This window comes from Salinicola sp. 4072 (assembly GCF_036663415.1).
Taxonomy (GTDB): domain Bacteria; phylum Pseudomonadota; class Gammaproteobacteria; order Pseudomonadales; family Halomonadaceae; genus Salinicola; species Salinicola salarius_A.
This window is the reverse complement of sequence record NZ_JAXOVV010000006.1, coordinates 41367-59924: the sequence shown is the minus strand read 5'-3', so window position 1 is coordinate 59924 and position 18558 is coordinate 41367. Positions and strand designations below refer to the sequence as shown.

The following is an 18558-nucleotide window of genomic DNA, read 5'->3' as shown; positions in this document are numbered from 1 at the left end:
CGACATCAACGCAACAAGGAAATAGGAACCCGACATGGTTGATACATCCATCATCGTGCTCGGCGTCGTCATGTTCACCGTGATCGTGCTGGGGCTGGTGGCGGTCATCCTGGCCGCACGCAGCCGGCTGGTCAGCAGCGGTGACGTGGCGATCGAGATCAATGGCGACCCTGACAACACCGTGACGACGCAGGCCGGGGGCAAGCTGCTCCAGACCCTGGCTGCCAATGGCATCTTTCTGTCGTCAGCGTGTGGCGGCGGCGGCTCCTGCGCGCAGTGCAAATGCCAGGTGAGCGAAGGCGGCGGCTCCATCCTGCCGACCGAGGAGTCTCACTTCACCCTGCGTGAGAAGAAGGAAGGCTGGCGCCTCTCCTGCCAGGTGCCGGTCAAGCAGGACATGAAGATTCGCGTGCCGGATGAGGTCTTCGGCGTCAAGAAGTGGGAATGCGAGGTCATCGAGAATCCCAACGTCGCGACCTTCATCAAGGAGCTGAACCTCAAGCTTCCGGAAGGCGAGGAAGTGGCATTCCGTGCCGGTGGCTACGTGCAGCTGGTGGCGCCGCCCTACGACGTGAAGTTCTCCGATTTCGATATCGAGGAGCAGTATCGCGGCGACTGGGAGAACTTCGGGCTGTTCAACCTCACGCACAAGAACGACGAAGAGGTGATTCGCGCCTACTCGATGGCGAACTATCCCGAAGAGAAAGGGATTCTCAAGTTCAACATCCGTATCGCGACGCCGCCCCCGAAATCCAGCCATCCGCCGGGGCTGATGTCGACCTACGTCTTCAGCCTGAAGCCGGGCGACAAGGTGACCGTCATGGGGCCGTTCGGTGAATTCTTCGCCAAGGATACCGAGGCCGAGATGGTGTTCATCGGCGGCGGTGCGGGCATGGCGCCCATGCGTAGCCATATCTTCGATCAGCTCAAGCGCCTGAAGTCCACGCGCAAGATGTCGTTCTGGTATGGCGCTCGCTCCTGGCGGGAGACGTTCTACAACGAGGAGTACGACCAGCTGGCCGAGGAGTTCGATAACTTCGAATGGCACCTGGCGCTCTCCGACCCGCAGCCGGAGGACAATTGGGAAGGGCCGACCGGGTTCATCCACAATGTGCTCTACGAGAACTATCTCAAGAATCATCCGGCGCCGGAAGATTGCGAGTACTACATGTGCGGGCCGCCGATGATGAACGCCTCCGTGATCAAGATGCTGACTGATCTGGGGGTAGAGCCCGAAAACATCATGCTGGATGATTTCGGCGGATGATCGAACGGCCCCAGCGCCGAGTGACAGGGCCGATCCTTCTGGGATTGGCCCTGCTGCTATTCGCACTGCTGGCCGGGTGCGAGCGCGAACCTCAATCCTACCGGCTGGAAGGACCGATTTTCGGCACCGGATTTCACGTCACATTCTACGGTGACTACGACGACGAACAGCTCGACAGGATCGAGCATTCGGTCAAGGATGCACTGCATCGCGTCGACCGCCTGATGTCGACCTACAAGCCCGACTCCGAGCTGTCGCGCTTCAACCAGGCAGTAGTGGGCGAGCCGTTCGAGCTCTCCCCGGAGACGGCTGAGGTGATTCGGGAAGCGATTCGCGTGGGTAACATGTCCAACGGCGCTTTCGATGTCACGGTCGGATCGGCCGTCAATCTCTGGGGCTTTGGTCCGGACAAGCACCCGGATCGCGTGCCCGATGACGAGGAGATCGCCGCCGCGCTGGAGGCGGTCGACTACAAGGCACTCCAACTCGATGGTGATACGCTGACCAAGACCAAACCGGTCTACGTGGATCTCTCCGGTATTGCCAAGGGGTATGGTGTCGATGCCGTCGCCCGGGCGCTGGACGACCTGGGGGTGAGCCGATACCTGGTCGAGGTGGGCGGCGAAATTCGCACGCGAGGCAGCAAGCCCGGCGAGCAGCCGTGGCGGATCGCGGTGGAAAAGCCGGTCTCGAACGAACGTAGCGTGCAGCGTATCATTGAGCTGGATGACTCGGCAGTGGCGACATCGGGCGACTACCGCAACTATTTCGAAAGCGATGGCAAGCGTTATTCGCATACCATCGACCCGCGGACCGGACGCCCGATCACGCATCATCTGGTTTCCGTGACGGTGATCACGGCTGACTGCATGACCGCTGATGCCCTGGCGACGGCCATCGATGTCATGGGGCCGGACGCCGGCTTTGCCATGGCCGAGCGTGAAAACCTGGCGGTCTATCTCGTTGTCAAAACGCCGGAAGGCTTCGAAACGCGGGTGTCCACGGCGTTTCAAAACTATCTCAAAGATTCGGAAGAGGAGGATCAGTCATGACGATCTGGATTCTGGCCTTCGCCATCATGCTGCTGTTGGTAGGCGGCATGGCGATTGGTGTCATCCTGGGACGCAAGCCGATTGCCGGTTCCTGCGGTGGTCTCAATACCCTCGGCCTCAAAAGCGGCTGCGAGATCTGCGGTGGCAACGACAAGGTCTGTGAAGAAGAGAGTCGCAAGAATGTCGCTGGTGCGCGCCGGCGCAGCGATGAAAATCGCGGTGCGGATCTTGGCTACAACGCCGTCAAACGTTGAGTAGCGGCAGTATCGGGTTCGTTTGTCGGTCGCCACGATCCAATCAGGTCGTACCAGCCATCATGTAAGGAGTAGGCGAAGCAAATGGCAGTTCACAACTATGACGTCGTGGTCATCGGCTCGGGACCCGCGGGTGAGAGCGCCGCGATCAATGCGGCGAAACATGGCAAGCGCGTCGCCATTGTCGAACGGCAGTCGTCCGTCGGTGGCAACTGCACGCATTGGGGAACGATTCCTTCCAAGGCGCTGCGACATCAGGTCAAGCAGATCATGCAGTTCAATACCAACCGCATGTTCCGTGATATTGGCGAGCCGCGCTGGTTCTCGTTTCCCAAGGTGCTGGAGCGTTCTCGCGTGACGATCGACCAGCAGGTCGAACTGCGTACCAAGTTCTACTCTCGCAATCGCATCGATCTGTTTTTCGGCGTGGCACGCTTTCGCGACGAACATACGGTCGTCGTGCGGGACAATCACGAAGGCGCGGAAGAGCTCACTGCTCCTCAATTCGTGATCGCCACCGGGTCACGGCCTTATCGTCCGGCCGACGTCAATTTCCGCCATCCGCGGATTTACTGCTCGGACACCATTCTCGGGCTGTCGCATACCCCGCGGACACTGATCATCTATGGTGCCGGCGTGATCGGCTCGGAGTACGCTTCCATCTTCTCCGGCCTGGGCGTCAAGGTCGATCTGATCGACACCCGCGAGCGCCTGCTCTCCTTCCTCGATGACGAGATCAGCGATGCGCTCTCCTATGAGCTGCGCAACAACGGTGTGCTGATTCGACACAACGAAGCGTATCGTAGCGTCGAGGGCGACGAGGCTGGCGTGGTGGTCAACCTGGAGTCCGGCAAGCGGCTTCGCGCCGATGCCTTCCTCTGGGCCAACGGACGTACCGGTAATACCGATGAACTCGGCCTCGAGAACATCGGTCTCGAGCCCAACGGCCGTGGTCAGCTGCAGGTCGACGGCCACTACCGTACCCAGATTCCGCACATCTACGCGGTGGGTGACGTGATCGGCTGGCCGAGCCTGGCGAGTGCGGCCTACGACCAGGGACGCAGCGCCAGTGACGAATTTCTCGGCGAGGAATTCCGCTTCGTCGATGACATTCCCACCGGTATCTACACGATTCCCGAGATCAGCTCCGTGGGCAAGACCGAGCGGGAGCTGACCGAAGCCAAGGTGCCTTACGAGGTCGCCCAGGCCTTCTTCAAGGATACCGCGCGCGCGCAGATTACCGGCGACACGGCGGGAATGCTCAAGATCCTGTTCCATCGCGAGACACTGGAGATCCTGGGGATCCACTGCTTCGGCGACCAGGCCTCCGAGATCGTGCATATCGGTCAGGCGATCATGCAGCAGAAGGGCGAGGCCAATACGCTGCGCTACTTCATCAATACGACGTTCAATTATCCCACCATGGCCGAAGCGTATCGAATCGCTGCCCAGAACGGCTTGAACCGACTTTTCTGAGTGGCCTGGTCGTCGTTCGCCCCTGAATTGCAGCCTTGTCATCGAGGCTTCGCGACTCAGGGGCGACGGCGTTTCTGGCGTCTCGTTTTCTGCAGGGTGGGAGATGCTGCCAATCCGCGTTGCGCCATAGGGTGCTGAGCGGGGTCAGACTTCCGAATCGTCGCTGCCGTCGACGGCGTCTTGCTCGCGCTGTTTGTCGAGCGCGATCTCCAGCGCCGGGTTGCGATAGCGGTAGATGCGCAAGCTCTTCAGGAAGACATCGTCCTCCAGTCGCTGATCGGAACGGCGTGCACGGGTTCGTGTTGCCGGCGGCCGTATCGGCGGGTCGTTGAGATGTGGCAGTTTCAGTGCCGGGTCCGGAATGAACAGCGGCAAGGGCAGGTTCATGGCGCGCCGCATTCGCCCGTCCGCCAGCGCTTCGCGGAAGAAGAGATTGGCACGCATCACCGGTGCCTGCTGCTGGATCTGCGCCAGTGGCTCGCCGTCCGGAATGTCGGCGAGCTTGCGCAACTGGATCTGGATATGAGACGCCGACAGGTCCATCTGCTTCAACCTGGCTTCTGCGTCGGCCACGCTCATTCGCTTGATCGAGCGGCCGCTGGTGTACCAAGCCAGCCTGATCCGCGATAACGGCGCGTCGGCGATAGGCACCTGGCGCCAGCACTGCTTGAGATGAAGCCTAGCGAGCCCCTGGCCACGCAGATGATCATGCAGTACCGGATGCCGGAAAGGCAGCACGGCCTTGACCTCGGGGATGAGTCGGGGGGCGGACTGGCGAATGCGTTTCAGCGTTGCGGCGAACTGCGCCTTGCCGAGATTGACCGTTTGGACGGCTTCCATGATTGCCGGCCCCGCGACGACCAGGCCGATGTAATTGCGTGTTTCGCGGCCGTCCTGTCCGTCCTGGTACCAGAAGTCGGTCAGTGCGCGGCGTAGCCATTGTGCATCGACTGTCGTCTCGCCCAATGCCCAAGCGGGTGTCGGATTGTTGGCGTAGGCTGTTGCCAGCTGTTCGACGGCCTCGATCAGACGATCGAAATCGGATTCCAGCTCGGCCAGCAAGCGATACTGCAGTTCCATGATCTTCCCTTGAAGATAGATACTGTTTTATACCGTTATCTTTTCCAGCGCGTCTACTGATGGGCGAAATTTCCTCTGACAGGGAAGGAGTGGCCATACAGAGAGAACAGTTGTCCAGAGAGAGCGGTCATTTAGAAAGGGCGGTCGTCTAGACAATCGACCGTCTTGCGCCGCTGCCATCGCCGGAACGATGGCAGCGGCGACGATCACGGTCAGCGGTCGCGATAGCGGCGGGTCAGGTCGCCGTAGGCGTCGATCCGTCGGTCACGCAGGTAAGGCCAGATGCGGCGGACATCTTCGCTGCGAAGCAGGTCGACCTCCACCAACAGGTTCTGGCTTTCCTCGCCACCATGGGTCAGCAGCTCGCCCTGGGGCCCGCAGACGAAACTGCCACCCCAGAAGTCGATGCCTTCACCGACGCCGGAGAGATCGGGCTCGTGGCCGACCCGGTTGGCGACGATGACCGGCAAGCCGTTGGCGACACCGTGAGAGCGCTGGATCAGGGTCCAGGCGTCCTTCTGGCGCTGCTTCTCCGCCGTGTCGTCGGAAGGCGTCCAGCCGATGGCGGTGGGGTAAAGCAGAAGATCCGCGCCCGCCAACGCCATCAGTCGAGCCGCTTCCGGATACCACTGATCCCAGCAGACCAGCACGCCGAGGCGGCCGACGGAAGTATCGATCGGCTCGAAGCCCTGCTTGGCGTCTTCGTCGCCAGGCGTGAAGTAGAACTTCTCGTAGAAGCCGGGGTCGTCGGGAATGTGCATCTTGCGATAATGACCGACGCGGCCCCGGGCGCGGTCCAGCACGATCGCGGTGTTGTGGTAGAGCCCCGCAGCGCGGCGTTCGAAGATCGAGCCGACGATGACGATATCCAGCTCGCGGGCCAGGGTCGCGAGCCGTTGGCCGGTCGGACCATCTAAGGGCTCGGCCAGATCGAACAGCTCGGTATCTTCGCACTGGCAGAAGTAGTGTGTCGCGTGCAGTTCCTGCAGCAGTACCAGTTCGGCACCTTGGGCGGCGAGCTCGCGGATACCGGCTTCACTCGCTTCGAGACTGCGCTGCTTGTCTGGCCAGGCTTGCTGCTGGACCAGGCCGACCTTTAGCGTTCTGGACATGATCTCTCCTTAACCTGTATTTCGAACCGGCTCTTTACTGACTCGGCTTCTCGCCTCAGGTTTCCACTCAGCCCAAGGATAGCGAGGGGTTGAGCGATCCGCGTGGCAACTGCATGGTCAGGCAGTGAAGGCTGCCATGCTGACGAATGACGGCGCGACAGTCGATCGGTATCACGTCGCGGCCGGGGAAGGCGCCGTCGATGACCTTGAGTGCCTGGAAATCCGCGGCATCGCCATAGGTCGGAACCAGGACGGCGCCGTTGATGATCAGGAAGTTGGCGTACGTCGCCGGCAAGCGGTGGCCGTCGTCCGGATCGAAGCAGGGCTTGGGCCAGGGAAGTGCCAGCAGGCGATAGGGCGAGCCGTCCTCGCGGCGTAGCGCCTTGAGTTCGTTCTCCATCGCCGCCAAGGCCTCGTAATGCGGGTCCTGGGGATCGTCACAACGCACGTAGGCGATCGTCGCCGGGTCGCAGAAGCGCGCCAGAGTGTCGATATGGCTGTCGGTATCGTCGCCTTCGAGATGACCGTTCTCGAGCCATAGCACGCGGGAGACGCCGAGCTGCTCGCCCAGGCAGGTCTCGATGGCGTCGCGGTCGAGGTCCGGGTTGCGATTGGGATTGAGCAGGCAGGCGCTGGTGGTGAGCAGCGTGCCTTCGCCGTCGGTGTCGATGGCGCCGCCTTCGAGTATCAGCATCTGTGGCTCGACCGGTGCTGCGAATACCTGTTGGGATGCCAGCGCCCGAGTCAGGGCGTCGTCCCGTTCGGCGGCGAACTTGCCACCCCATCCGGTGAAGACGTAGTCGAGCAATGTCAGGCGACCATCGCGCTCGATGGCGATCGGGCCGTGATCCCGGGCCCAGGTATCGTCGCTCGGTGCCACGACGAGATGCCAGCGCCGGGTGTCGATGCCCAGCGCGGTGAAACGCGCCGCCAGGCGTTCGCGCTGAGGCTCGTCATGCACGACGACCAGCACCGGCTGATAGCGAGTGATGGCTACGACCATCGCTTCCAGCGTTGCCTCGATATGCTCGAGCAACGGTGCCCAATCGCTGGTCGGGGTCGGCCAGGTCAGTTGAATGGCATCCTGAGGGTGCCATTCGGGGAACAGACGCAGGGTCATGGTGTCTCCATTGCGCATAAGGGCCGATGTGCGTCAGAGCCGATGTCGGGGACGCGGCATTGTAGAGCCTGATCGCGGCGATGCAAGCAGGAGTCGCGCGTCGTCTCGACGCAGCGACGACGGCGCTCGCTACCGCTTTCCGGTGAGCGCCAGTGTAGCGTGGGCGACGCCGCTGGCAAGCCGAAGGTCGCCCGACAATCTGGCGTTTTCGGGAACCGACAAAACCCGTAACATGAGCCGCTGCTGACAAGGAATCCAACCTGATGCTCGACCGTTTACCCTTTCTGGTGGGCCTGAGATACGTCCGGGCCAAACGACGTAATCACTTCATCTCCTTCATATCGCTCACGTCGATGCTTGGCCTGGCCCTGGGGGTCGCTGTCCTCATCCTGGTGCTGTCGGTCATGAACGGCTTCGATCACGAGTTGCGCACTCGCGTGCTCGGCATGGTGCCGCATACCCGCATCGAACAGCAGGGCGGCATGCAGGACTGGAAAGCGCTGGCCGAGAAGGTCGACCAGCACAGGGATGTCGTCGCCTCGGCCCCCTACGTGCAGCAGCAGGGCATGTTCTCGGCCAGCGGGCGAACCCAGGGCGCCATGGTCACCGGGGTTCAGCCGGAATACGAGCGTGACGTCTCGATCATCGATCAGCATATGCAGGCCGGCACCCTCGGCGATCTCTCGGCCGGCAGCTGGCATGTCGTGCTCGGCTCGCTGCTGGCACGCAATCTCGGCGTCGGCGTGGGTGACCGGGTGACGCTGCTGGTGCCGGAGGCATCGATCACGCCCGGGGGCGTGTTCCCGCGCCTGAAGCGCTTCACCGTCAGCGGAATCTTCAAGGTCGGCGCCGACCTGGATGCCAACCTCGCCTATGCCAATATCGAAGACATGCAGACGCTTGCCCGTCTGGGCGACAAGGTCGACGGGCTGCGGCTGGAGCTCAACGATCTTTTCCAGGCGGGGCCGGTGACCCGAGACATCGTCTCGAATCTGGGCGCCGGCTATCGGGGCATGGACTGGACCTATACCCACGGCAACCTGTTCCAGGCGATCCAGATGGAGAAGCACATGATCGGCCTGTTGCTGATGGTGATCGTCGCGGTGGCCGCGTTCAACATCGTCTCGACGCTGGTCATGGTGGTCACCGACAAGCATGCGGACATCGCCATCCTGCGCACCATCGGCGCCAAGCCGAAGTCGATCATGGGGATCTTCGTCGTGCAGGGGCTGGCGATCGGCATCATCGGTATCGTGATCGGCGTGATTGCCGGCGTGATCCTGGCGCTGACGGTGTCCGACATCATTGCCTGGGTCCAGGCCGTTACCGGTATCCAGTTCCTCGATCCCAACGTCTATTTCATCAGCTACCTGCCTTCGCGGCTCGAGATGAGCGACCTGGGCGTGATCGTCTCCAGCGCTTTCGGACTGACCTTCCTGTCGACGCTCTATCCGGCCTGGCGAGCGGCGCGTATCCAGCCGGCAGAGGTACTGCGTTATGAGTGAAGCCAATTTCCGGTCATCGTCTGCCAGCGGAGACAACATCATGCTCGACTGCCGCCAACTCACGCGGACCTACAGCGAAGGCCCGCAGGATCTCACCGTGCTGGATCATCTGGACCTGCAGGTGAGAGCGGGGGAGAGAGTGGCCGTCGTCGGGAGTTCCGGCTCCGGCAAGACCACGCTGCTCAACCTGCTGGGCGGGCTCGACCGGCCCACGGCCGGCGAGGTCGTCATCGGTGGCCAATCGCTGGCGGGGCTGGGCGAGGCGGCCCTGGGCAGCTTTCGTAACCGCTATATCGGTTTCGTCTACCAGTTCCACCATCTACTGGCGGAGTTCACCGCGGCGGAGAACGTCGCGCTGCCGCTGATCATTCGCGGTCAGACCCGGAAAGTCGCCGTCGACAAGGCCCTGCAGTTGCTGGATCGCGTCGGCATGGCGCCACGTGGAGCCCACAAGCCGGGCGAGCTGTCGGGCGGCGAGCGCCAGCGCGTGGCCATCGCCAGGGCGCTGGTCACCAATCCCAGTCTGGTATTGATGGACGAGCCGACCGGCAACCTGGATCAGACCACGGCGGCCAACATCCTCGCCATGATGGACGAGCTCGCGGCGACCACCGACTGTGCGTTCGTAGTGGTCACCCACGACATGTCGCTGGCGGCGCATCAGGATCGCACGATGCGTCTGGACAGAGGCCAGTTGACCGCCGTCTGACATCGCCGGCTAAAGCTGAAGCCGCCCTGGACGATCAATAGTCCAGGGCGGCTTTTTTTGCGCCTTCGTGAAGTGAATCGAAGAAGGAAAGGTCGCGGGCTGGAGGAGTCGGAGCGAGCGGGGAGTGGGGCTCAGTGTCTTTGCCGGCGTTGGCGGTGCCTGGCGCGCCGTCGCCAGCTGCGGTAGATCTGGAAGCGCCAGATGAGCCGTACTAGAACGTTGCTGACGATGGCCAGCACCAGGCCGACGATCACCGAGCCGACCGCCAGCGGCAGGACGATGTGCGCCATCTGTTCGGCGATCCACATCGTGGTGATGTGATCCGGCACCTTGCGGGCCGGGTAGTCCAGCACCCATGCCCCCACGCGGTAGTTGAAGTAGAAGACTACCGGCATCGTCAGCGGATTGGTCAGCCAGACCAGACTGACGGACAACGGCAGGTTGCCGCGGAAGCAGTAGGCGCCAAAGGCGGCCAGCAGCATCTGGAACGGGATCGGCAGCATGGCGGCGAACAGGCCGACCATGCAGGCGTTGGCAACGCTATGACGAGATAGCACCCACATCGCCGGATCGCCCAGCATATGGTGCATGAAACGCAAAGAGCGAGTGCGCTGTAGCCTCTCCTGGCTGGGAATGTAGCGTTGTAACCATCGACGAGACATGAGGCCGCTCGCTGAACGAAGAAGGCCCATTATCCATACAACCTCAAGGCCCCGCCATGTTAAGTCCGTTTATCGGGAATGCCGACGTTGACGGCGACTGACGCCGCAAGGCGGGTCTCCGCCTTGGCGAGACGCCCAGGCTGGGCGATGCCGCTGGCCCTGGCGGCGATAGCCGGCTCGCTCGTCGGGTATCGAAGCGGGGGTGAATCGCTGTTGGGAATCCTGTCCGTCACGGCCGCCGCCTCGCTGCTGGCGGTTGCGCTGTGGCGGCGCTCGCTGTGGGGCGTACTGGCGGTTCTGGCCTTCCTGAGCTGCGCGCATCAGGTTGGGCAGCAGCGTGCGGGGGAATTTCCGGCATCGCTCGCCGGGCACGACTTCAGGCTGACGGGCCGAATCCATGGGCTGGATGTCGATCCGCGTCGGACACGCTTTCGCTTCGAGGTGGAGGCCTGTGAGCCCAGGGCTCCCGGCGACTTCTGTCCCGACAGTACCCGGCTCCGGCTGTCCTGGTATGACGCGCCCGCGCTTCAGGAGGGGGAGCGCTGGCAGCTGACGGCTCGTCTGCGCCAGCCGCTGGGGTTCGCCAATCCAGACACCTTCGATTATGGCGGTTGGCTCTGGCGGGAAGGGATCCAGGCGCTGGGCTATATTCGCGACGACTCGCCGGAAAGGCTGAGCACAGCTCGTTTCTCGCTGCGTCAGGCTGCTCTCGACCTATTGGACGCCGCCGATATCTCGCCACTGGGCAGACGCTGGCTGGCGGCACTGACGCTGGGTGCCGACGAGCGTCTTGACGACGATGACTGGGACTTGCTGAACGCGACCGGCACGACCCACCTGATGGTCATCTCGGGGCTCCACATCGGGCTCGTGGCAGCGCTCTGCCTGTGGCTGCTGAGACGCGTGGCGCGGGTCTTGCAGCCGTTGTCCTGGCGGATGACGGCCTGGCCGTGGCTGGGAGCCGGGCTGGCAGCCTTCGCCTATGCGGGATTGGCGGGTTTCGGGCCACCGGCGGTACGGGCGGCGATCATGGCGGCGATCGGTCTGTGGGCGGCGAGCGGTCGTCATGCGCCCGGCTGGTGGCAGGCCTGGTGGCTGGCGCTGGGACTCGTGGTGGTCACCGACCCGCTGGCGCCGTGGCGCCCCGGACTCTGGCTGTCCTTCGCGGCGGTTGCCGTGCTGATCCTCGCCTGGTCGGGTCGGCCTCGACCTTCAGGAGGGCGAGGGTGGTGCCTCGCGCTGCTGCGCAGTCAGTGGTTGCTGGCCCCGATCATGGCAGCGTCGGTATTACTCGCCTTCGGACGATTGTCGCCGCTGGCGCCGTTGATCAACCTGGTCGCGGTTCCGCTCGTGAGCAGTCTGATGGTGCCTCTCGGATTCGTCGGCTGGCTGTTCGCGATCTGGCCACCGTTGGCCAGCTGGGCATGGTGGCCCTTCGATCAGCTGGCCAATGGATTGGCCGATCTCCTCGCGCAGGCCGCCGACAGTCTGCCGCTCTGGACGCCGAGCCCCTGGTGGTGCTGGCCGGTCGCCGTCGCGCTGCTGCTGTGGGGGCTGCTCTGGTTGCTGCCGGGCGTGACTCGCATGACGCGAGCGTGGGCCTGTCCGTCGCTGCTGATTCTGGTACTGCTGCTTCGGCCGCCCAGCCTGGATCGGGGAGAGTTGATGGTCACGGTCTATGATGTCGGCCAGGGGCAACTGGTCGAACTGAAGACCCGTGACCGGCGCGTGCTGGTCGATACCGGGCCGCGCTTCGGGTCGGGTTTCATGCCGGCGAGCCTGCTGTGGCCTGCCGGACAACGTTTCGACGATGTCATCGTCACGCATAGCGACAACGATCATTCGGGCGGCATCGCCGCGCTGCGCCAGGATCATCGCGTCGAGCGCTGGTGGGCGCCACGTGGCAACGATCTGCCATTGCCATCGCGGCCTTGCGAGGCGGGCGGCGGCTGGCGGGACGATGGAACCTCCTGGCGGTTCCTGTCCCCGCCTGCCGGCGATATTGCCTCGAATGCCAACGACCGTTCCTGCGTACTGCTGGTCACCCTGGGAGCACGCCGAGTACTGATCACCGGTGACGCCGGCATGGAGCGGGAGCGCGGGTTCATCGAGGCATTGGAGAGCGGGCCAGCGGGATCGCGCCCACTCGATGTACTGGTGGCCGGCCATCACGGTAGTGCCACCAGTTCGTCGCAAGCGTTGGTGGTGGCGACGCGGCCTGCCGAGGTTATCTTCAGCAGCGGCCGCGGCAATCCGTTCGGTCATCCGGCGCCCTCGGTCGTCCAGCGGTTCGTCGACGTCGGCAGCCGAGTCTGGAACACCGCCTACGATGGCGCCGTCCGCGTTGTCCTGACTCCGGCCAGCGTCACCGTCCACGCACAACGATATCCGGGCTGGTCGCGCCGGTCGGCTGTCGACGGCGCGGATGATGGGGTAGAATCCAGCCCCTGAATGCCCCCGAGTTGCGTGAAAGCCTGTTCACCATCTGCTTCGCGTCGGCCAGGCGCCGCTGAAAACGACTTCGGAAGACTCATTCAAGCTTACGCAAACTTGTGCGCGAGCCCGGTCTTTTCCTCAAGCGTTTTCTCCTGGTTTGGTTCTGGCTCGCGAGGTCGTGAACGGGCTCTAACGGCCGAATAAGCCGTCGCAGGAATCCGTCCACCCGGCGTTCTGCCCGGTCGGTATGCGCGGCGTCGGGAGCCTGACCTTTTTCCAGTCGAACGGAGTTACCGTGTCACAAGCTTCCAGTTGGGCACTCTATCGACGTCTCCTAGAATACGTCCGCGTGGAATGGCGTTCCTTCGCCCTCGCCGTGGTCGGTTATGCCATCTATGCCGCCTCGAGCACGGCACTGGCGGAGATGATGAAGCGGCTGATCGACGGGATTCAGCAGCCGGATGCCGCCTTTCGCTACTTTCTGCCACTGTTCGTGATCGGGATGTTCGCGACCCGCGGCATCGGTACCTTCCTGGGCACCTACTTCATGAGCAACGTGGCGCGTAACGTGGTGCACAAACTGCGCTGCGACGTCTTCAACCACATGCTGCACCTGCCCGGTCGCTTCTTCGACATGCACTCCAGCGGTCATCTCATCTCGCGGGTGACCTATCACGTCGAGCAGGTGACAGGGGCGGCCACCAACGCGATCACGATCATCCTGCGGGAAGGCCTGTTCGTGATCGGTCTGATCGGCTACCTGTTCTGGACCAACTGGTTGCTGACGCTGATTTTCATGGGCGTCACGCCGCTGATCGGGCTCGTGGTGCGCTACACCAGCAAGCGCTTCCGCAAGATCTCGCGGCGCATCCAGAATTCCATGGGTGATGTGACGCACGTCGCCTCCGAGGCGCTGACCGGTTATCGCGTGGTGCGCACGCACGGGGCGGAAGAGTACGAGAAACGCCGTTTCGAAGCTGCGAGCAACTACAACCGCGAGCAGAGCATCAAGGAAGCGATGACCAAGGCGACCAGCACGCCGGTCATCCAACTGCTGGTGGCGCTGGCGCTGGCGGGGCTCGTGTGGCTGGCGATGGCGCCGGAGCTGATGAATGCGATGACGCCGGGAGAGTTCGTCGCCTTCATTACCGCCGCGTCCCTGATGGCCAAGCCCATCCGGTCGCTGACCGACGTCAACAGCATCATCCAGAAAGGGCTCTCGGCTTCGCAGGAGCTTTTTGGCCTGCTGAGTCGGCCGACGGAGAAAGACGAGGGTGAGTACCTGCCGACTCGCCTGGAAGGGCGCGTGCGCTTTGAAGGTGTGCGCTTCGCCTATGACGAAGACCAGCCGGAAGTGCTCAAGGGCATCGATCTGGACGTGCCCGCGGGCCAGATGGTCGCGATCGTGGGGCGTTCGGGAAGCGGCAAGTCGACGCTGATGGGGTTGCTGCCGCGGTTCTACCGGCCGACCGCCGGGCGCATTCTGATCGATGACATCGATATCCAGGAGTACCAGCTGTCGCCGCTGCGCCAGCAGATCGGGCTGGTCTCCCAGCAGGTGACGTTGTTCAACACCACGATCGCCGACAACATCGCCTACGGCGTGCCTGACGCCAGCCGCGAGCAGGTCGAGTCCGCGGCAAGAGCCGCCTACGCGCACGAGTTCATCGAACAACTGCCGAAAGGGTACGACACGCTGGTCGGCGATAACGGGGTCATGCTTTCCGGCGGCCAGCGCCAGCGCCTGGCGATCGCGCGAGCCATCTTCAAGGATGCGCCGGTACTGATTCTGGACGAGGCGACCTCGGCGCTGGATACCGAATCCGAGCGCTACATCCAGCGGGCGCTGGAAGTCGTCTGCCGTGATCGCACCACGTTCGTCATCGCCCACCGCCTATCGACCATCGAGCGCGCCGATCGCATCGCGGTGATGGATCAGGGCAATCTCATCGAGAGCGGCACCCACGCCGAGCTGCTGGAAAAGGGTGGCGCCTACGCCTCCCTTTATCAGCTGCAGTTCCAGGAGGAGGCGTGACGCCGATCGAGCGCGCCTGGTATCGCGGATCGCGGTGGCTGACGCTGCTGGCGCCGCTGGAAGCGCTTTACCGCCAGGCCGTGGTGCGTCGCCGCGAGGCCTACCGCGACGGTCGCCGCGAGATCTGGCAACCGTCGGTCCCGGTGGTCGTCGTGGGCAATCTGTCGGTGGGAGGCACCGGCAAATCGCCGCTGGTTGCCTGGCTGGTGCGCTGGCTGACGGACAATGGCTGGCGGCCGGGCATCGTCTCCCGGGGTTACGGCGGCAAGGCCTCATCGTACCCGCTGGCGGTGACGGGCCAGACGCCCGTGGCGCAGAGCGGTGACGAGCCGTTGATGCTGGCGCAGCAGACCGGCGCGCCGGTGGCTGTCGATCCCGATCGGCCGCGGGCGGCACGCTGGCTCATTGAACATTCCCGTTGCAACATTCTGATCGCTGACGATGGTCTGCAGCATTACGCCCTGGGGCGATCGCTGGAGCTGGTCGTCGTCGATGGCGTGCGAGGGTTCGGCAATCGCCACTGTCTGCCACGAGGCCCCCTGCGGGAACCGCTGCAGCGCCTGGCAGACGTCGACGCGCTGATCGGCAATGGCGGTACGGCATCGCTTGCCAACACCGACGGCGAAGGCGTCCCGCGCTTTTCGATGACGCTCGTGCCGACGGCATGGCGTCACCTGACCAGCGGCGAGCGCTATCCGGTCGAGCAGCCGCCGTTCGGGCTCGATCGTCCCGTTGCGGCCCTGGCGGGGATCGGGCATCCGCGACGGTTCTTCGACACGCTCGGGGCACTGGGCGTGCCTCATGAAGGAATCGCGTTCGGCGATCATCACCAGTTCTCCGCTGCCGATTTGCCCGCTGCCCCGAGCGTCGTGGTCATGACCGCGAAGGATGCGGTCAAATGTGCCGGCTTCGCCGACGATCGTTGCTGGGTGCTGGACGTCGAGGCAGCACCCGAACCGGCCTTCACCGAATGGTGGGCCGAGCGAGCCGAGGGTTGGGCGCGATCCTAGATGCTTTTTCTATCTCTGACATCCAGGCCGCTCTGGCATTCAGGCCACCCTGATACCTAGGTCACTTTGACAAACAGACTCCTCTGGCATATAGGCCCCTCTGGCATGCAGGCGCCGATGGCGCGATCATGGTGGCAGATTTCCACGAGTCGGTTTCGTCTGGCTCGTGGTGGCGTACACAGGCATCGTTGATAAGGAAGAATCATGGATAAGGAATTGATGGCAATGCTGATCTGTCCGGTCAGCCATAGTGAACTGACGTACGATCGCGAGCGTCAGGAGCTCAAGAGTTCGGTCAGCGGGCTGGCCTATCCGATTCGAGATGGGATCCCGGTGATGCTGGAAAATGAAGCCCGTGTGATGTCGACCGAGGAGAAGCTCGGCAAGGCAGCGCCAGCACCATGAATGATTTCGTGGTGGTGATTCCGGCTCGGTACGGCTCCAGCCGCCTTCCGGGCAAACCGCTGATGGACATCGACGGCTTGCCCATGATCCAGCACGTGTGGATGAGAGCCAATGACAGCGGTGCCTCGCGCGTCGTGATCGCCACCGACGACGCCCGCATCGAGCAGACCGTGCAGGCATTCGGCGCCGAGGTGGTGATGACTCGCGACGACCACCCTTCGGGCACCGATCGCCTGGCAGAAGTGGCCGCCAGGCTGCAATTGCCCGACGAGACCATCGTCGTCAATGTGCAGGGTGACGAGCCGCTGCTGCCAGCCAGCGCAATCGACCGTGTCGCCACGCGGCTCGCGGCGGACGACCGGGCGTCCGTATCGACGCTGGCCGAGCCGATCCATGACGTGGATACGCTGTTCAATCCCAACGTGGTCAAGGTCGTCACCGATCTGACGGGGCGGGCGCTCTATTTCTCGAGGGCGCCGATTCCCTGGGATCGCAACGCCTGGAAGACGCAGCCGCCGACGCTGCTGGAGACGGATGCCTGGTTGCGCCATATCGGTCTTTACGCCTATCGCGCCGGATTTTTGGCCGAGTATGTCAATTGGCAGCCGGCGCCGCTGGAGCAGCTCGAGCAGCTCGAGCAGTTGAGAGCGCTGCAGCACGGTCATCTCATTCAGGTGGCAACGGTCACGTCGTCGCTGCCCGGCGGTGTCGACACGCAGGAAGACTTGGAGCGCGTGCGTCAGTATTTTGCACAACGTAGTGACGAGAAGCGGAGCGAGGCATGAGCGATTCGCGTCCCGAATGGCGAATCCTGTTCGTCTGCATGGGCAATATCTGCCGTTCACCGACGGCCGAAGGCATGCTGAGGAAGCGCCTGGAGGAAGAAGGCATGGCGGATCGCGTGGCGGTGGACTCCTGTGGTACCGGCGCCTGGCACGTGGGCCAGCCGCCGGACCCGCGTGCGCTTCGGGCCGCCACCGATCGAGGCATCGACCTCGGTGAATTGCGCGGGCGGCAGTTGACCGTCGAGGACTTCGAGCGGTTCGAGGAGATCCTGGTGATGGACAGCGACAATCTCGAGCGCACGCTCGCGCTGCAGCCGGCTGACAGCCGTGCTCGCGTATCGCGCTTGCTGAATTATGCCGGGCAGCTCGACGAGGACGTGCCGGACCCCTATTTCGGCGGCGAAGCCGGGTTTCAGCAGGTGCTGGATCAGCTGGAAGACGCTGTGGAAGGCGTCGTGGCATCGTTGCGTCAGCGGCTGGGTATCCTCTGATGCGGGAAGGCGAGGTTGACGATCTGGAGGTCGATCATGATCTTTCCGACGCCAATACGCTGGCGCTACCCAGCCGGGCAGCGCGTTTCTGGCGCGCCCGGACCGAAGGTGAGGTCGTTCAAGGGCTGCAACTGGCCAACGAGCACGGCTGGGAGATGACGGTGCTGGGCGGCGGCAGCAATGTGCTGTTGCCACGTCGGATCGAAGGGCTCACGCTGTGTGCGGATCTCGAAGGCGTATCGTTCGCGCCGGGTCGCGGCAATGCGGTTCATGTCGAAGTGGGCGCTGGGGTCGGCTGGCACGCGCTGGTCGAATCCTGTGTCGAGCGTGAGCTATGGGGGATCGAGAATCTCGCCTTGATTCCCGGATTGGCCGGCGCCGCGCCGATCCAGAATATCGGCGCGTACGGTGTCGAGATCGCCGACGTGCTGGATTGGGTCGAGCTCGTGGACCGGCGGGACGGTAGGCGGCATCGCCTGGAACGCGAGGCTTGCGAGCTGGGCTATCGCGATAGTGTGTTCAAGCGCGAGCTGGCGAATCAGGTCGTCATTACCCGGCTTGGCCTGACGCTCTCCTCGCGCCCCGCGCCCAAGCTCGATTACGGTGCGCTGAGTGAGCATGTGGCCGCGCCTGCAAGCGCACGGGATGTCTTCGCGGCTGTCTGTGCCATACGCCGTGAGAAGCTGCCCGATCCGGCACATACGCCCAACGCCGGCAGCTTTTTCAAGAACCCGTTCGTCTCCGGGATTCAGGCTTCTCACCTGTTGTCACAGATGCCGTCGATGCCGCACTATCCGCAGCCGGATGGGCGGGTGAAGCTGGCCGCGGGTTGGCTGATCGATCAGTGTGGATTGAAAGGGTATCGACAAGGCAGTTTTGGCGTTCATGATCGCCAGGCTCTGGTACTGGTTCATTTCGGAGGCGGGACGCTGGAAGGGCTGTTGGCCTTTGCCGACCAGATCGTCGAGACCGTTCATGCCCGATTCGAGGTGACGCTGGAGCGTGAGCCGCGCTGGGTCGGGGCGCGGTCGATCGGTTAGCGGGGGTGATGACAGAGCGTAATGGCCGAGAGAGATAACGTCCTCGAGACAAGACGTTAGGCCTTCGGGAAGACGTTAGGCCCTCGAGACAGGCGCTGGCGAGCGGCCAAGAAAAAGCC

17 protein-coding genes are annotated in these 18558 nt (G+C 63.3%); 13 read left to right on the top strand and 4 right to left on the bottom strand.

The window, feature by feature from the left end:
- Positions 1-34 precede the first annotated feature (34 nt).
- From nqrF to sthA, 4 genes are all read left to right on the top strand, one after another.
- Positions 35-1267, top strand: coding sequence for an NADH:ubiquinone reductase (Na(+)-transporting) subunit F (gene nqrF, locus R3F72_RS06495; RefSeq protein WP_087719834.1), 1233 nt, complete (start codon positions 35-37; stop codon positions 1265-1267).
- Positions 1264-2319, top strand: a complete 1056-nt coding sequence (locus tag R3F72_RS06490) for an FAD:protein FMN transferase (RefSeq protein ID WP_303855437.1) — start codon at positions 1264-1266, stop codon at positions 2317-2319. Before nqrF ends, R3F72_RS06490 begins: the two co-directional genes overlap by 4 nt.
- Positions 2316-2573 (top strand): (Na+)-NQR maturation NqrM, encoded by a 258-nt coding sequence (nqrM, locus tag R3F72_RS06485; RefSeq protein ID WP_087719832.1) that lies wholly within the window; start codon positions 2316-2318, stop codon positions 2571-2573. The genes R3F72_RS06490 and nqrM overlap by 4 nt, the downstream gene beginning before the upstream one ends.
- An 84-nt stretch (positions 2574-2657) precedes the next feature.
- The gene (gene sthA / locus R3F72_RS06480) at positions 2658-4049 is read left to right on the top strand and encodes a Si-specific NAD(P)(+) transhydrogenase (protein WP_087719831.1); all 1392 of its coding nucleotides are present in this window, start codon (positions 2658-2660) and stop codon (positions 4047-4049) included.
- A gap of 144 nt (positions 4050-4193) precedes the next feature.
- On the opposite strand, the gene R3F72_RS06475 is transcribed toward sthA, so the two are convergent.
- The 3 genes from R3F72_RS06475 to R3F72_RS06465 all read right to left on the bottom strand — a co-directional run bounded on the left by R3F72_RS06475 (position 4194) and on the right by R3F72_RS06465 (position 7361).
- Positions 4194-5129: a DNA replication terminus site-binding protein gene (locus R3F72_RS06475; protein ID WP_332779226.1), complete on the bottom strand. Its 936-nt coding sequence runs from the start codon at positions 5127-5129 to the stop codon at positions 4194-4196.
- A 212-nt stretch (positions 5130-5341) separates the two neighbouring features.
- Positions 5342-6241 carry a carbon-nitrogen hydrolase gene (locus R3F72_RS06470; RefSeq protein WP_332779225.1) on the bottom strand — a complete coding sequence of 300 codons (900 nt, stop codon included), beginning with the start codon at positions 6239-6241 and terminating at the stop codon, positions 5342-5344.
- A gap of 67 nt (positions 6242-6308) precedes the next feature.
- Positions 6309-7361: an agmatine deiminase family protein gene (locus tag R3F72_RS06465; RefSeq protein ID WP_332779224.1), complete on the bottom strand. Its 1053-nt coding sequence runs from the start codon at positions 7359-7361 to the stop codon at positions 6309-6311.
- Positions 7362-7624: 263 nt separating this feature from the next.
- Here R3F72_RS06465 and R3F72_RS06460 point away from each other — a divergent pair, with 263 nt between their 5' ends.
- Positions 7625-8866, top strand: coding sequence for a lipoprotein-releasing ABC transporter permease subunit (locus R3F72_RS06460; RefSeq protein WP_332779223.1), 1242 nt, complete (start codon positions 7625-7627; stop codon positions 8864-8866).
- Positions 8859-9575 carry an ABC transporter ATP-binding protein gene (locus tag R3F72_RS06455; protein ID WP_087719827.1) on the top strand — a complete coding sequence of 239 codons (717 nt, stop codon included), beginning with the start codon at positions 8859-8861 and terminating at the stop codon, positions 9573-9575. The genes R3F72_RS06460 and R3F72_RS06455 overlap by 8 nt, the downstream gene beginning before the upstream one ends.
- Positions 9576-9706: 131 nt before the next feature.
- Here R3F72_RS06455 and R3F72_RS06450 read toward each other — a convergent pair whose 3' ends face one another.
- Positions 9707-10237 (bottom strand): DUF2062 domain-containing protein, encoded by a 531-nt coding sequence (locus R3F72_RS06450; RefSeq protein WP_332779222.1) that lies wholly within the window; start codon positions 10235-10237, stop codon positions 9707-9709.
- Positions 10238-10360: 123 nt separating this feature from the next.
- Between R3F72_RS06450 and R3F72_RS06445 the strand changes: the two genes are divergently transcribed.
- The 7 genes from R3F72_RS06445 to murB all read left to right on the top strand — a co-directional run bounded on the left by R3F72_RS06445 (position 10361) and on the right by murB (position 18439).
- Entirely contained in the window at positions 10361-12688 is a 2328-nt protein-coding gene (locus R3F72_RS06445) for a DNA internalization-related competence protein ComEC/Rec2 (RefSeq protein ID WP_332779221.1), read from the top strand.
- Between the two features lie 280 nt (positions 12689-12968).
- A complete protein-coding gene (gene msbA, locus R3F72_RS06440; RefSeq protein WP_332779220.1) occupies positions 12969-14708 on the top strand; it encodes a lipid A export permease/ATP-binding protein MsbA in 1740 nt (579 codons plus the stop codon).
- Positions 14705-15718: a tetraacyldisaccharide 4'-kinase gene (gene lpxK / locus R3F72_RS06435; RefSeq protein ID WP_332779219.1), complete on the top strand. Its 1014-nt coding sequence runs from the start codon at positions 14705-14707 to the stop codon at positions 15716-15718. Before msbA ends, lpxK begins: the two co-directional genes overlap by 4 nt.
- Positions 15719-15922: 204 nt before the next feature.
- Positions 15923-16123, top strand: coding sequence for a Trm112 family protein (locus tag R3F72_RS06430; protein ID WP_170835899.1), 201 nt, complete (start codon positions 15923-15925; stop codon positions 16121-16123).
- Positions 16120-16908 carry a 3-deoxy-manno-octulosonate cytidylyltransferase gene (kdsB, locus tag R3F72_RS06425; protein WP_087719822.1) on the top strand — a complete coding sequence of 263 codons (789 nt, stop codon included), beginning with the start codon at positions 16120-16122 and terminating at the stop codon, positions 16906-16908. Before R3F72_RS06430 ends, kdsB begins: the two co-directional genes overlap by 4 nt.
- Positions 16905-17399 carry a low molecular weight protein-tyrosine-phosphatase gene (locus tag R3F72_RS06420; RefSeq protein ID WP_087719821.1) on the top strand — a complete coding sequence of 165 codons (495 nt, stop codon included), beginning with the start codon at positions 16905-16907 and terminating at the stop codon, positions 17397-17399. Before kdsB ends, R3F72_RS06420 begins: the two co-directional genes overlap by 4 nt.
- Positions 17399-18439, top strand: a complete 1041-nt coding sequence (murB, locus tag R3F72_RS06415) for a UDP-N-acetylmuramate dehydrogenase (protein ID WP_087719820.1) — start codon at positions 17399-17401, stop codon at positions 18437-18439. The genes R3F72_RS06420 and murB overlap by 1 nt, the downstream gene beginning before the upstream one ends.
- Positions 18440-18558: the final 119 nt, after the last annotated feature.

Bases quoted from the DNA above. Each gene is read 5' to 3' on its own strand.
- nqrF (WP_087719834.1), top strand. From the start codon at position 35: ATGGTTGATACATCCATCATCGTGCTCGGCGTCGTCATGTTCACCGTG.
- R3F72_RS06490 (WP_303855437.1), top strand. From the start codon at position 1,264: ATGATCGAACGGCCCCAGCGCCGAGTGACAGGGCCGATCCTTCTGGGA.
- nqrM (WP_087719832.1), top strand. From the start codon at position 2,316: ATGACGATCTGGATTCTGGCCTTCGCCATCATGCTGCTGTTGGTAGGC.
- sthA (WP_087719831.1), top strand. From the start codon at position 2,658: ATGGCAGTTCACAACTATGACGTCGTGGTCATCGGCTCGGGACCCGCG.
- R3F72_RS06475 (WP_332779226.1), bottom strand. From the start codon at position 5,129: ATGGAACTGCAGTATCGCTTGCTGGCCGAGCTGGAATCCGATTTCGAT.
- R3F72_RS06470 (WP_332779225.1), bottom strand. From the start codon at position 6,241: ATGTCCAGAACGCTAAAGGTCGGCCTGGTCCAGCAGCAAGCCTGGCCA.
- R3F72_RS06465 (WP_332779224.1), bottom strand. From the start codon at position 7,361: ATGACCCTGCGTCTGTTCCCCGAATGGCACCCTCAGGATGCCATTCAA.
- R3F72_RS06460 (WP_332779223.1), top strand. From the start codon at position 7,625: ATGCTCGACCGTTTACCCTTTCTGGTGGGCCTGAGATACGTCCGGGCC.
- R3F72_RS06455 (WP_087719827.1), top strand. From the start codon at position 8,859: ATGAGTGAAGCCAATTTCCGGTCATCGTCTGCCAGCGGAGACAACATC.
- R3F72_RS06450 (WP_332779222.1), bottom strand. From the start codon at position 10,237: ATGTCTCGTCGATGGTTACAACGCTACATTCCCAGCCAGGAGAGGCTA.
- R3F72_RS06430 (WP_170835899.1), top strand. From the start codon at position 15,923: ATGGATAAGGAATTGATGGCAATGCTGATCTGTCCGGTCAGCCATAGT.
- kdsB (WP_087719822.1), top strand. From the start codon at position 16,120: ATGAATGATTTCGTGGTGGTGATTCCGGCTCGGTACGGCTCCAGCCGC.
- R3F72_RS06420 (WP_087719821.1), top strand. From the start codon at position 16,905: ATGAGCGATTCGCGTCCCGAATGGCGAATCCTGTTCGTCTGCATGGGC.
- murB (WP_087719820.1), top strand. From the start codon at position 17,399: ATGCGGGAAGGCGAGGTTGACGATCTGGAGGTCGATCATGATCTTTCC.